Origin of the sequence: Bremerella cremea (assembly GCF_003335505.1) — a bacterium.
GTDB lineage: Bacteria > Planctomycetota > Planctomycetia > Pirellulales > Pirellulaceae > Bremerella > Bremerella cremea_A.
Genome location: NZ_QPEX01000027.1, coordinates 1 through 12,891 on the forward strand (window position 1 = coordinate 1; position 12,891 = coordinate 12,891).

General features: G+C 53.4%; 12 protein-coding genes. 2 read left to right on the forward strand and 10 right to left on the reverse strand.

Translation table 11 applies throughout. The annotated features are described in order from the left end of the window. The 10 genes from DTL42_RS13525 to DTL42_RS13570 form a co-directional block, all read right to left on the reverse strand. Window positions 1–314 (reverse strand): RNA recognition motif domain-containing protein (locus DTL42_RS13525; RefSeq protein WP_147274274.1); only part of this gene is annotated, 314 nt, incomplete at its 3' end. Window positions 315–547: 233 nt separating this feature from the next. Further along, a complete protein-coding gene (locus tag DTL42_RS13530; protein WP_158545368.1) occupies window positions 548–1,258 on the reverse strand; it encodes a lysophospholipid acyltransferase family protein in 711 nt (236 codons plus the stop codon). A 131-nt stretch (window positions 1,259–1,389) separates the two neighbouring features. After that, window positions 1,390–2,409, reverse strand: a complete 1,020-nt coding sequence (locus DTL42_RS13535) for a flotillin-like FloA family protein (protein ID WP_114369269.1) — start codon at window positions 2,407–2,409, stop codon at window positions 1,390–1,392. A 151-nt stretch (window positions 2,410–2,560) separates the two neighbouring features. Continuing rightward, on the reverse strand, window positions 2,561–2,896 hold the full coding sequence (locus tag DTL42_RS13540) for a hypothetical protein (protein ID WP_114369270.1): 336 nt from the start codon (window positions 2,894–2,896) through the stop codon (window positions 2,561–2,563). Beyond that, the gene (locus tag DTL42_RS13545) at window positions 2,893–3,438 is read right to left on the reverse strand and encodes a hypothetical protein (RefSeq protein WP_114369271.1); all 546 of its coding nucleotides are present in this window, start codon (window positions 3,436–3,438) and stop codon (window positions 2,893–2,895) included. Before DTL42_RS13545 ends, DTL42_RS13540 begins: the two co-directional genes overlap by 4 nt. Before the next feature lie 193 nt (window positions 3,439–3,631). Then, window positions 3,632–4,504: an HDOD domain-containing protein gene (locus DTL42_RS13550; protein ID WP_114369272.1), complete on the reverse strand. Its 873-nt coding sequence runs from the start codon at window positions 4,502–4,504 to the stop codon at window positions 3,632–3,634. Window positions 4,505–4,654: 150 nt separating this feature from the next. Continuing rightward, on the reverse strand, window positions 4,655–6,913 hold the full coding sequence (locus DTL42_RS13555; protein ID WP_158545369.1) for a putative bifunctional diguanylate cyclase/phosphodiesterase: 2,259 nt from the start codon (window positions 6,911–6,913) through the stop codon (window positions 4,655–4,657). 289 nt (window positions 6,914–7,202) lie between these two features. Further along, window positions 7,203–8,987, reverse strand: a complete 1,785-nt coding sequence (gene arsA, locus DTL42_RS13560) for an arsenical pump-driving ATPase (protein WP_114369274.1) — start codon at window positions 8,985–8,987, stop codon at window positions 7,203–7,205. A 53-nt stretch (window positions 8,988–9,040) separates the two neighbouring features. Beyond that, the gene (gene arsD / locus DTL42_RS13565) at window positions 9,041–9,418 is read right to left on the reverse strand and encodes an arsenite efflux transporter metallochaperone ArsD (protein ID WP_114369275.1); all 378 of its coding nucleotides are present in this window, start codon (window positions 9,416–9,418) and stop codon (window positions 9,041–9,043) included. A gap of 84 nt (window positions 9,419–9,502) precedes the next feature. After that, window positions 9,503–9,832 (reverse strand): ArsR/SmtB family transcription factor, encoded by a 330-nt coding sequence (locus tag DTL42_RS13570; protein ID WP_114369276.1) that lies wholly within the window; start codon window positions 9,830–9,832, stop codon window positions 9,503–9,505. A gap of 311 nt (window positions 9,833–10,143) precedes the next feature. Between DTL42_RS13570 and DTL42_RS13580 the strand changes: the two genes are divergently transcribed. After that, complete coding sequence (locus DTL42_RS13580; protein ID WP_114369278.1) at window positions 10,144–10,857, forward strand: DUF4956 domain-containing protein; 714 nt, start codon at window positions 10,144–10,146, stop codon at window positions 10,855–10,857. Window positions 10,858–10,917: 60 nt separating this feature from the next. Next, complete coding sequence (locus DTL42_RS13585; protein WP_234824207.1) at window positions 10,918–12,771, forward strand: CotH kinase family protein; 1,854 nt, start codon at window positions 10,918–10,920, stop codon at window positions 12,769–12,771. The last annotated feature ends 120 nt before the right edge of the window (window positions 12,772–12,891 follow it).

The following is a 12,891-nucleotide window of genomic DNA, read 5'->3' on the forward strand; positions in this document are numbered from 1 at the left end:
CCTGCGTAACCACCACCGCCGCCGCCGCCGTAGCCGCCGCGACCACCACCGCCACCGCCGCGATTTTCGCGTGGTTTGGCTTCGTTGACAGTCAAGTTACGACCGTTTTGCATCGATTCGTTCAGGCCTTCAATCGCGGCTTGTGCTTCCGCGTCTGAACCCATTTCCACAAAACCGAATCCCTTGCTGCGGCCGGTATCGCGGTCGACGATCACCTGAACATCACGAACTTCACCATAAGCACCGAACAATTGTTCGAGGTCGGCGGTTGAAATGTCGTAGGAGAGATTTCCGCAATAAAGCTTCTTACCCAACGTTCTAATCCTAAATTGAAAAACACTCTGGGAATGGCGAAACGCCGCGCCCGATAGAAAAAAAGAAGCGGTCGATAAAACACGACCTACAAGGCGGGACGGGCGAAAGAGCGTCGGGGGACAGCCCAAATTAAAAGAGCTGAAAGCGTAGTCACGATCGACTGACCAACCGCACGTATCTTACACTTTCTGAGGAATTCATGATAGTGCTTTTCGCCTTGGAATTCGCACCTTTAACGAATTCGTTCCTTTGCGACGTTCGATTCCAGCGATGCCACCTCTTGGTGCGAATCGGCTGTTTGGCCGTTGGCTAACGCTTGGGAGTCTAAGTCCATCTGATTCATGACTGTTTGCACTTCTTCCACGTAGGCGTGTAAGTCATCCCGTGTGGCATCCGCTGGCACGAATATGGGTTGTCCTGCGAGCATGACGATCGTCGAGAACGGTTTGGGAATGATCAATTCCGACCACGTTCCCTGCCAGCGCCAACAGTTGGAGCAAGCAAATGCGGTCGGCACTATCCCACGCCCCGTCCGCGAAGCAAGGTAAACAATCCCCGAACTCATGGTACGGTTCGGACCACGCGGACCATCGGGCGTAATCACCAAATGGCGTGATTGAACGGTTTGCAATAGCTGTCGTAGGGCGGTGGTACGAATGCGATTGGTAGACCCGCGTACCGTTTGGATATTTCGCAGCCCTAAGATACTGGCCACAAACGACCCGTCACGATGCGAACTGGTAAGCGCCGTCGTACACCAATGTCGTCCGCCAAACACCGGCAAAACAATTGAATCGTGCCAAACGCAATACAAATAGCGTTCGTGAGAATCACGATTGAAAGGGCTCGTTTCTGGAGTCCCTGTGACGATCTTGATTCTTAGCGTTCGAAACAATATCCACAACAATCCGGCAAAGGCATAAGCCACCAGAACAGTCAGCAAGCGTGTTAAGGTTCTCAGAAGAATACTCGGTATCTGTCGTTTTATTGTTGTTGCGCTAACTATGAATGACGTTACACGCATCAGGTTTCAGCAACAAGGTCACTTGGCTTTTCCAATTTTCAAGCCATGTATCAGGAACCTAAACGAGAAGCGGTTGCTTCTGGCGATTCCAAAATTGTCAGATGGGCAAGATGCGGGAAGAGTTGCCGTGGCTTCGAGGATGGTTTCGTGTCACGCTTCCGATTCACTTTGCCTCGCCGAAATGCCTGGGCAATCGCGACCGGGATTTCCGCTTCTGCGTGAACGAGACCAGCGCGGCTTTTGACGCGTTTGGCGACCATTTCTTGCTCTTTGGCAACACCCATGGCACGTCGCTTTTCCGCCAAAGCCAAGGCCACCCGAAAGTCGGCATCGGCCTGATCAAGCTGCAGCTTGGCACCAATGTTACGGCCAACATCAATTTCGGCGATATCGATGGAAACAATCGTAAACGCAGTCTGCACATCGAGACCTTGCGCAAGAACATGCCGCGTAATGAGCATTGGATCACGAAGAGCCTCTTGATAGCTATCACAAGAACCAATCGCTGAAATCACGCTCTGCCCTACGCGCGCCACGACCGTTGACTCGGTTGCTCCACCAATAAGTTGGAGCAAGTTTGTACGAACGGTTACCCGAATACAAACTTTAAGTTGAATCCCATCCCGCGCAACCCCATACAGGGCATCGCTGGTCGGGTCGTCGGGGTCGGGGCAGAAAATAACTCGCGGGTAAACACTGGTTTTTACGGCATCCAAGATATCTCGGCCCGCGAGATCAATCGCGGCGGCAGTATCCCAATCGAGGTCAATGCCGGCGCGAGCCGCAGCGATGACAGCCAACGTGACACGACGAATATCACCTCCGGCGAGGTACTGCGCTTCGAGTGTGCTTGTCTTGATCGGCTCTAGGCCGGATTGAACGGCCATGACCTTGCACTGCACGATTGCCTGGGGACGAACCCCGCGCAGCGACATGAATATCAAGTCGAGAAAGCCAATACGGGTTCCGGTCGAGTAAGCTTGCAACCACAACTGGAAATACCAGAACAAAAGAAGACTCAGCCCAACGACGATCAACGCCGCGAAGATAACGCCCCAGAATACGATCATTTTGATTCGCTTTCGCACATCAACGGATGCGCATTCGATTTCACGATTCGTACGTCACAGAAAGACAGAAATCACGTACGAAAGCAACGCGAGCACTTCGCCAAGGAACCAACCGGCGTCCTGTTGGTTCCTTCGGGATTGGCCAAATTTTCTAGGCGCTATGGCGGCTCGTTCGCGATTCGATCCTGGCCAGTTTTCGCTGGGCGGCCGACTTCACATTAAGTGCGGCCCCATCCATAGCGATCACTTCGTTAAGATCGTCCGCACCTTTTTTCGCCATGCCACAAGCGACATAAACCAAGCCACGGTTATAGCGAATCATCGCCATCATTTCGGGGGAAAGCCCTGGCACTTCGAGCGCTAACGAATAGTCGTCGATCGCGCCTTGGTGATCGTGCTTCTTGGCTTTCAGCATGCCTCGCTTATAAAGCGAAGTGGCCTTATCCCCTTTGGCAAAATAGCTTGCGATCCATCTAAAAGCACTCATCCGACCATCCCTTCCTTCACGCGTTTCTTTCCGTTGGCCGAGCTTTTGGTCTTCTGGGCGGTGGGATACTCTTGGCAACGTTGTTGGACGGTCTTAAAGGGTGTCCCTTCGGTGCGTTCGTAACGTTCGGCCCGTACGAACCAAAATGCCAAGCCACCCGAATTGTGCTTTGGGGTATCGTTCAAAGCGGCAGCACGGACACCAAGCGAGCCTTTTTTGCCCGTCTTCTGCCAACCCCGGCGTTCCATGATCATGCGAACTAGCACACCAATCGCTTGCCGCAAACGGGTCGACCGTTTTACATGGATGCCTGCCAGAAATTGATCGACCTCTGGCTGAGCTTCTAACTCGCGAATCACACCAGCGAGCGGGGCTCGATCGTGATGCAATTCCGATTCCTCCATGCGTCGCTGCCGATCGGCATCGCTAAAGAACTCAAGGACGGTCTCGAACGGCTGCTCCGCGTCGTTCACGACATCGGCAAACTTGTTTCCCTGCCGATCAGCCAGAAACGCACTGCGTGTTATTTTTACGCTCGCCATTTTGTTTACCTTGCCCTTGTTTTTCCAAAGTGAGCCAGAGATTCCATTTTAGTAGATACAGATATTGTATCTCTTGATTCGGCACATGGATACGCACGAACTAGCAAAACTTTCAATCGTTACACAACGTTTACACTTCCCAGACAGGGAATAGAGGCTGGGCGAACCGCAGCAGCTGGTCATCCTTGCGAATTCAAATCGCAAATACCTGCTTAACTTCAGCGATCTCGGCAGGCAGATGTTGGGCGATCGCAGCGAGGTCTGTCGTCGTAACGCCAATGTCTTCCAAGAGTTCCGGATCGAGCTTCTTAGAATCCGAACGCATCGCCGCTGGCATCCCAGCTTTGTCTGCCAAGATATCGGCCAGATGAACAATCCGGGGCATAGTGCGGCGCTGCTCAGGCAAAGCCGACGGATCGTGATGATTCCCGGTAACATCAACTAATTGCTCTGGAAACATCCATGCTCGACACAGTTCAGCTCCAAAAGCTTCATGAGTCACGCCAAACACCTGCCGTTCGGCATCGCATAAAGACAAATCTGGATCTTTGGTAAATCGCTGCAGAACGTCACCAAACTCGGCCCGACACGCTTGCAGTTCAACAATGATACCGACATCGTGAATCAACCCGGCGAGAAACGCATCGTCGCTGGACACCGTGCCAGCTTGGTTAGCTAGCTGGCGAGAAATCGCCGCCACGGCAATGGAATGATTCCAAAGATTCTCGACTTTGAATGGAGGTTGGATCGATTGCGGACGGAAAATCTTGTTCAAGCTGGCAGCAATCGTAATGTTCTTGATTGCGTTTAAACCGAGAAACACGATCGCCCGCTTCACCGAGCTGAACTGGCCTGGCATGCCATAGAACGACGAGTTGACCACTCGCAAGATCCGCGTGCTAAGAGCTGGATCGTTGCGAACCACTCGATCGACGTCATCAGCCGTGCATTCCGGATCGTCCACAAGCTGGCGGACTTTGCTGGCCACTTCCGGGAGCGTCGCAATATTTCGAACGCGCTGGATCGCATCGAGGACGATCACGGGAGCTGAGACGATTTGATTCATAATATGTCTATTGTCACGCGGAACACAACAAGCCGATTTGAGGCTTTGTTACTTGCATTCCTCGCAGGCAATCCAATGAAAGGGTAAGTTGGCCACGTCAGAACTCAGCCTATTGTGCTTCTTTCTGTAGCGGCATTTCCTCTGCGGCGATCAATAACCTCCTACCGTTACACGTTCGGTCTTATTGCCGATTCGCTGGTGAAAGTCATGAACAAAGTTCTCTAAGTCCTCGGCAAACAACGGCTTGGCGAAGAAGTATCCTTGTCCTAATTCACAATCAAGCGATTGCAACAACACGAGTTGTTCTTTGGTTTCGATCCCTTCGGCAACCACTTTCAATCCTAAGTTGTCTGCCAGGACCAGCACCGCTTCCAACAACGCGGCATAGTCTTTGACATTCTTCAGATTCGCCACAAACGAACGATCGACCTTAAGTACATCAATCGGAAACTCGTGTAAGCACGAAAGCGAAGAATGCCCGGTTCCGAAGTCATCCATATCGATTCGCACGCCTAGCTGCCGTAGCTCTTTCAGCTTGGCGATGCCGGTCTCCATCTCTTCCATGATCATGCTCTCGGTCACTTCTAGATGAAGCGAGCCTGGTGGCATTCGATACTTGGCAAGAACGTCTGCGACTCGCTGCACCATTTCTGGTAGCAGCAGTTGTTTTCGCGAGAGATTGACGTGCACACATTTTGGTGCTTTATCGCCCAGGTTCTTTTGCCAGTCGACCCATTGTTGGCAAGCTCGGTCGAGAACCCAACTTTCAATCTGAATGATCAAATCCGACTCTTCCGCGATCGGGATAAAACGGTCAGGCATTATCAGCCCGTAATCGGGATGCTGCCAACGAATTAAAGCCTCGACGCCATCAAGCTGTCCTGAGGTAAGGCTAACGATTGGCTGGTATGCGATGACCAGTTCATCACGCTCGATGGCAACGTTCAATTGCTCTTCAAGCTGCATGTGCAATTCGGCCCGCTCGCGCATGGTTTCATCAAACACACGATAACACGCCTTGCCAGAAGATTTCGCCGCATACATGGCCAAGTCGGCATCGCGGAGCATTTCACTGGCGGTCTCGAAATGGTGCTGATTCGTCACAATCCCAATACTGGCAGTCGAGATCACCGAATGGGGACCAATTTGATAAGCGGGCCAAAGAATATCCTCCAATCGTTCTGCGACCCGAATGGCATCTTCTGGGCAATTGAGATTTTCTAGCAGCACCAGAAATTCATCCCCTCCGAGCCGGGCAGGAGTGATGTCGTTACCGCGCAGAGATTTACGAATTCGCTGCGAGATCTGTTTGAGCAGATCGTCTCCAGCTTCATGCCCTAAACTGTCGTTGACCAACTTAAAGCGATCGAAATCGATAAACAGAAGCGCAAAGCAGTGGGGTGCCTTTTTATCGAGAGATTTTTGAATGGAACGTAGGATAGATGTACGATTAGCCAGCCCCGTTAGCGAGTCGTGAAAAGCCATCCACTCAAGTTCTGCAAGAAGCTTTCGCCTCTCTGTCAGATCGCGCGCGGTCGTCACTAGAATCTGTCTACCTTGTGACGAAAACACACGCATATTCGCTTCGGCCGGAAATTTGGTTCCATCCTTGCGGTGACGATAGATTTCAATTGAGTCTATTCCACCCTGATCGAGCAAGATCTGAGCAACTTCTTCCGGCGTATAGGAACGGTTATCAATCCGCAGATCAGAGACTCTTTTTCGCACGTCCATCGTCATCATCTCTTCACGCGTATATCCCAAGGCCTTGCAAGAGGCGGCGTTCACATACAAAACTTGGAATGTCTCGATATCGACCAACGAAATAGAATCGGCAGTAGCGTTTAGTGCCTCGTAATAAAGACGCAGCTTGGCTAACGACTCGACCCGCTCCGAAATGTCGCGAATCATACAAATGAATAATGAATCGCTACCTTCCTGTTCAATTTCCCACAGACTGACCGTCGCCGGAAGTTCGCTACCATCCCGTCTTTTCGCGAAACAGTCGCGTGGCGCACCCAGCTGATTTAATTTTCCCGAAGTCTTAATATGATCAAGAAGCTCTTCAAATTGTGGGTAATCCGACTCGGGAAGTAACACTCTTGCATTCTGTCCCACAATTTCGTGTGGCTTCCATCCCAGAACGGTCTCGACCGAGTAACTCGCCACCTGCACGATGCCATGATGGTCCATCGTGATCAACGGATCTGGTGAGGCCAACATCAACCCTTTAATCTGAGCGGCACTTCTTTGCTTTTCCTCTCGCAGTTTCTCCTCTGCTTGCAGCGCTGCTTCGCAACGTTCGATTTCTCTATGCAGTCGCCAAACCCAAGCAATGATGAGGAAAATGCCAGCCAGGATCAGCAGCATGATCGCGGATTCGTTGTAAGTCCCAAAAAACTGGGGCATCCAGTTGAAATGCTCATGCGACACTGCCCCTAGCAGAAAAACATAGGCGACGCTCACAATTCCGAGTAACGTCAGAAGAAAGTTGAATGAGATTTGCTTCAATCTTCGTGTTCTAGGCATTTCTTAACATTCACTTAGGCTCCAGAAGTACACATTCTTGTTGAAGGATAGAATGTGCAACAACGGCACACAAATGCCTAAGCTTACGGAAGTCCGCAAGAGGATCCGCTACGATCGTCATAAGCCTCCGCCCAGCCCATCCTGCCTGCCAAACGACCTCAGCGGGCGATCAAGCGATGTCGATTCTTTGATCCGGTGCGACCAGATGTCGCAAACTATCGATTCCCATGGGGGGGCCCTTCTGCCAAGCGGTTAGCAACACACGCTGAGCAAGTGACTCCACTTCTTCAATAAAGAAGCGTTCGTTCAACCTTCGTTGGCGCAAGATAGGATCGTGCACTGCAAGCGGCGTCAGGCTTTGATTCACCACCCAAGCAAACGGCTCAATCTCGGCTCGCCGCAAGTCTTCCTGCAGACGCGCTGCTTCATGAACCGGCGTAGCTTCCGGCAATGTTACGACCAGCACGTGGGTGAACGAAGGATCACGCAAACGTGGCAACAAATTCTCGACCGCTGCCGGCATCTGACTTGCCTGCCGTGTGACCTCACGGTGATAAGCCAAGGCCGAGTCAAGCAATAAGATGGTATGCCCAGTCGGTGCGGTATCGAGCACGACAAACCGATCTTCCCCATCAGCCACCGCTTTCGCAAAGGCACGAAACACGGCAATTTCTTCGGTACAAGGAGAGCGCAAGTCTTCTTCCAAGAGGGCTCGCCCTTGTTCGTCGAGCTGAGCGCCGGCGGTTTGCAGTACTTCGGCTCGGTAGTCGGCCGTTTCTTGCTGCGGATCAATCCGCCCCACGGTCAATCCTGGCAAGCATTCCGCTGCGAACGTGGCGGCCAGGTGCGCGGCAGGATCGGTCGTCGAAAGATTGACCTCGAAGCCACGTTCCGCTAGGCCGACAGCCACCGCAGAAGCAATCGTTGTTTTGCCGACACCTCCTTTTCCCATCGTGAGCACAACACCGCGTCCTTGCCTCGCTAGCTCATCAAGGACGGTCTCCCAATTCGAGGACACCGATATCCCACTTTCTGCCTCCTGCTCGTGGGAAGCCTCAGACATCGTAGCGGCCATATCTTCCCCCAGGCCGCGAAGTGCCTCGACACCTAGCACGCTGCTGCCCGCCAGTGGAATCGTAGTGCGTGGAAACGAGGCGATCGCGATCGGCATGCTGGCCAGCGCCGCTTGGCAACGCTGTTCCATCGCGACGGCAAACTCATCTTCCGTGTCCGTGGCGGTGAACAAACCGTTGACCACCAAATGCTGATTGGCCACCCCCAACGCTTGCAATTCTTCGCTTGACCTGGCCGCTTCTTTCAAAGAAGAAAGCTCGGGACGAGCCACCAAGACCAACCGTGTTACCTCGTGGCTTTGCAGCGAAGCAACCGTTTGCCGGTAGATCTCTTGCTGGGCCTGCAAGCCAGCTAACGGCCCTAAGCAGGAAGTCCCGGTCGTATTGTTTTCGATGTAGCCGGACCATGCCGAAGGGAGCGTGAGCAGGCGCAGCGTGTGCCCCGTGGGGGCAGTATCGAAGAGGATATGGTCGAACTGCTCGGTCGCCTGTCGATCGCCCAGCAGCCGGGCGAATTCGTCGAAAGCCGCAATTTCCAACGTACAAGAGCCTGAGAACTGCTCTTCCATGCTGGCCACTGCCGCATCAGGCAAGACTCCCCGATACGGTCCGACCATGCGTTCTCGATACGCGCCGGCGGCGGCTTCTGGGTCGATGTTCATCCCCCAGAGGTTCTCTACTTTTTCGACCGACGTCGGACGATTTGCCAGCTTCGTTCCCAGCACCTCGTCCAAATTGGAAGCCGGATCGGTCGAGACCAATAGCACACGCTTCCCCTGATCGCTCAATTGAACCGCAGCCGCACAGGCGAGCGAGGTCTTGCCGACGCCCCCTTTGCCGGTGAAAAACAGATTACGCGGAGGGTCTTGTAAGAATCTCATCACCGTTCTCCTTCTGTCAGCGGTTCACATCCTAAGGGGCAATCAGCTGCCGCTTACTCGCAGCAGCCACCACCTCCGCCGCCGCAACATCCGCCAGAGGAGGAAAGAGGAAGGGAGGTCGTCTTTTTGACCGTTCCTGTCCACTCCGTTAACTTCTCGCGGCTAGGATACTCGCCGGCGCTTACTTGCTGACCATCGATCATCACCAATGGCAGACACTCGACACCCTGAGCAGCCAAAATTTGTTGGACGTCGGCATTCTGGGCGAACGCCTCTGGCTGCTGCGCCAGATTGAAGCGATCGACCTGATGGCCTTGGCTCTTCAGCCAATCCAAATCGGCTGCAAATTGAGGCAACACCGGATCGACCTGAGGTCCGCAAACGCCCGTGGAACAACACATCGGTTTGTCGAAAACTTGAACGTGGCTCATCGCTTTCTCCTTTGCCTAGGGCAATGTAATTTCGCTTATATCGTCTATCGTCGAACGACGATCATTCAGTTCAAAAAAAAGCGTTTATAACGCGGCGACCAACGCTTTCAATTCTAGCAAAGTTTCTCGGTTCACACAGTAACACATCTTCGGTCCATCCACTTCACCCTGCACCAAGCCCGACTTTTTGAGGATCTTTAAGTGCTGCGAAACGGTACTTTGAGCCAACGGCAATTGGCCCACAATCTCGCCACAAACGCAGGTCTCGCGCTGAATCAAGAGCCGCAAAATTTGCACTCGGGCCGGGTGAGCCAAAGCCCAAGCCAAGTCTGCCAGCTTATCGGCATTCGCATCCGGCAATACCTTCACCGGCGAACTGTCGCAGGCCGCATCGTTGGGAGTACATTTGCTCATGAGAAAACCTTTATCGTTGATCTACGATTAACCATATCGGTCTCAAGCATTCCCGGCAATGACAAAACCTAGCGAAAAGCCCAAACCAACCCATTTGTTTTGGGTGAAACGCTATCTTGAACTTGGCTGGCCCCTGAATCTTCTTTTTTTCTTCACATTTCTGGCACGTTGTCTGAGCCAATTTCGCATTGGTTGATAACCAGCCTCGCTGCCTGACTATCGCCAATTTGCAGTCGGCACGGCACTGGTCCCTTTTCTTTGAAAACAGCCCAGCTCTTTCGCGAGCGAACAGCCTAGAAACAAGCACCACGATGGAATTTCTCGAAGTCCCTCTCTTCGATACCGACATTTTCAAGCTGCTCGTCCGGTTTGGAATCAACCTCCTGTTTCTGACCCTGATTGTGGTTTTCGGGATTTATCCGAGTCAGCGTCAGCGCGAGTTCGCTTTTACGGCGGTGATGCTCAACATCGTAGTCTTCTTCATTTGCTTCACGATGAAGAAGCTGGAACTCGACCTGGGCTTGGCCCTGGGGCTCTTCGCGGTGTTTGGCGTGCTCCGCTATCGCACCGATGCGATCCGCCCTAAGGAGATGACTTACCTGTTTATTGTGATTGGAATCGCGGTGATCAACTCGCTTTCCAACCGCAAGACCAGCTACGCCGAGGTCGTCTTGGTCAACACGGTCATCTTCGCCAGCACGATGCTGAAAGAAAGATTCGTCGGAGCGACCCCGGATAAGAAAAAAGAAAAAGCCGAAGAGCTCCCAGGCGAAACGAGCAATGGCAACGGAAAAACGAAAGAGAAGAACGGCAAGAAGGAAAAGTTCGAGAAATACGCTCTTGAATACGACCGTCTTGAATGGCTAGGAGACGCCCGCCGCGAACAACTACTGGCCGACCTAAAGGAACGGACCGGCTTAAACGTGGTGGACTACGAGATCAAAACGATCGACCTCCCACAAAAGAAGGCAACCCTGACCATTTGGATTAAACCAAGCGAACCTCATGTTCCCCCCCAATCGTAAATCACAGGCGGCCAATTAGGCGCGTCCTCACGTTTCACTCATCACATGCGAGCATTCAAAATGACGCGACTTTCACGTCAATTAAGTTTGATCATCGTTTTTGCCGTCTTCTCGTCGGCGATCTATGCCCAACCACCGGAAGGCTTTGGTGGCCCAGGTGGATTTGGCGGTCGCGGTGGCCCCGGTGGATTTGGAGGCTTCGGCGGACCAGGAGGGCCACGTGGCTTTGGACCTGGGAACCGAGAAGACCGCAAACTAGTGAAGAAGTTCGACCGCGACGAGAACGGCTGGCTCGATCAAAAAGAACGCGCCCTAGCACGCGAAGAAGCGAAAGCCGAGGGTAACAACCGAGGCGGCTTTGGGGGCCCAGGAGGTCCGCGCGGACGTGGTGGCAACCGGCCTGCCCCGGAACCAGGCCCATCGCTTTCTCCAGATGAAGTGAAGCTGTACCCAGATGCCGGAATGTACGATGCCGATGTCGTGCGGACCATCTTCATGGAATTCGAGAACGAAGACTGGGAAAAAGAGCTGGAAGATTTCCACGGCACCGACGTAGAAGTCCCGGCAACGCTGACCGTCGATGGTCAAAAGTACCCCCACGTTGGCATCCGTTTTCGCGGGATGTCGTCGTACGGCATGATCCCCTCCGGCTACAAGCGCTCGTTCAACGTTTCGTTAGACTTGGCCGATAAAGATCAGCGATTGTACGGTTACAAAACGTTGAACCTGCTTAACTGCGCCAGCGATCCCTCGTTCATGAGCACGGTGCTTTACTCGCACATCGCCAGCCAATACATTCCCGTGCCGAAGGCAAATCACGTGCGGGTGGTAATCAACGGCGAAAGCTGGGGCGTCTATACGAACGTGCAGCAATTCGACAAAGAGTTCCTCAAGGAAAACTATCCTTCGTCCAAGGGAACGCGTTGGAAAGTCAGCGGGAACCCAGGCGCCGATGGTGGCCTGCGTTACCTGGGGGAAGAACTCTCCGAATATAAGAGCCGCTTCGACATGAAGTCGAACGACGGCACGAAGGCCTGGGCAGCTCTGGTTCGGCTTTGTCGCACGCTGAACGAAACACCGCTCGACAAGCTAGAAAAGGAACTGGAACCACTGCTCGACATCGACGAAACCCTGAAGTTTCTGGCCTTAGATGTCGCGCTAGTCAACAGCGACGGCTATTGGACGCGGGCGAGCGATTACTACATCTTCCTCGATAACGACAAAAAGTTTCACATCATCCCGCACGACATGAACGAAGCGTTTCAAGGTGGCCGAGGGCCTAGCCGGGGACCAGGCGGATTTGGTGGACCACCTCCGGGGATGGGTGGCCCCGGCCGCTTCGGACCTCCTGGCGACTTCGGACCTCCGCGTGGCCCAAGGCCGCCAGAAGGTGAGAACAACCGACCAGAGCAACGCCCGCCCAATCAACGTCCAGAGGATCGCGGTCGTGGTGGCTTCGGCCGGGGCGGAGAAGAAGGGGGACGTCCGCCACGAGGTCGTGGTGGATTCGGTGGCTTCGGCGGACCTGGTGGTCCCATGTTCGGCGGTCCCGGCGGTCCCGGCGGTCCTGGTGGGCACGGCGGCGTGGAACTCGATCCGCTAGTTTCCGTCGAGAACCCACGCATGCCCCTACGTAGTCGCTTGTTAGCTTTGCCGCATCTGCGCGAGAAATACTTGGCGTACGTCCGCGAGATCGCGGAAAAGTCGTTTGCCCCAGATCAGGTCGAGCCGGTAATCCAAAAGCATGCCGAGTTGATCGCCCAAGATGTTGCCAGCGATACTCGCAAGCTCGACACGCTGGAAGGTTTTGAGCAAGCCACGAACGTCAAAGATCCCGGCGAAGGTTCGTTGCTCGACTTCCTGAAGAAACGCCGCGAGTTCTTATTGAATTACCAGGCCCCAGAAATGAAGTAGCGGCAAGGTAAACTTACCGCTTTAAACCGCCCCCTTTAAGCCGGCTCACGCTAATTTTAATAGTGTGGGCTGGCTTTTTTTGTTGGCGGACTTCCTCTTCCTTATCTTCGGCGATTTGGC

Excerpts from the sequence above, each read along its gene's own strand:
- DTL42_RS13535 (WP_114369269.1), bottom strand. The coding sequence starts at position 2,409 with ATGATCGTATTCTGGGGCGTTATCTTCGCGGCGTTGATCGTCGTTGGG.
- DTL42_RS13540 (WP_114369270.1), bottom strand. The coding sequence starts at position 2,896 with ATGAGTGCTTTTAGATGGATCGCAAGCTATTTTGCCAAAGGGGATAAG.
- DTL42_RS13545 (WP_114369271.1), bottom strand. The coding sequence starts at position 3,438 with ATGGCGAGCGTAAAAATAACACGCAGTGCGTTTCTGGCTGATCGGCAG.
- DTL42_RS13550 (WP_114369272.1), bottom strand. The coding sequence starts at position 4,504 with ATGAATCAAATCGTCTCAGCTCCCGTGATCGTCCTCGATGCGATCCAG.
- DTL42_RS13555 (WP_158545369.1), bottom strand. The coding sequence starts at position 6,913 with ATGCCCCAGTTTTTTGGGACTTACAACGAATCCGCGATCATGCTGCTG.
- arsA (WP_114369274.1), bottom strand. The coding sequence starts at position 8,987 with ATGAGATTCTTACAAGACCCTCCGCGTAATCTGTTTTTCACCGGCAAA.
- arsD (WP_114369275.1), bottom strand. The coding sequence starts at position 9,418 with ATGAGCCACGTTCAAGTTTTCGACAAACCGATGTGTTGTTCCACGGGC.
- DTL42_RS13570 (WP_114369276.1), bottom strand. The coding sequence starts at position 9,832 with ATGAGCAAATGTACTCCCAACGATGCGGCCTGCGACAGTTCGCCGGTG.
- DTL42_RS13580 (WP_114369278.1), top strand. The coding sequence starts at position 10,144 with ATGGAATTTCTCGAAGTCCCTCTCTTCGATACCGACATTTTCAAGCTG.
- DTL42_RS13585 (WP_234824207.1), top strand. The coding sequence starts at position 10,918 with ATGACGCGACTTTCACGTCAATTAAGTTTGATCATCGTTTTTGCCGTC.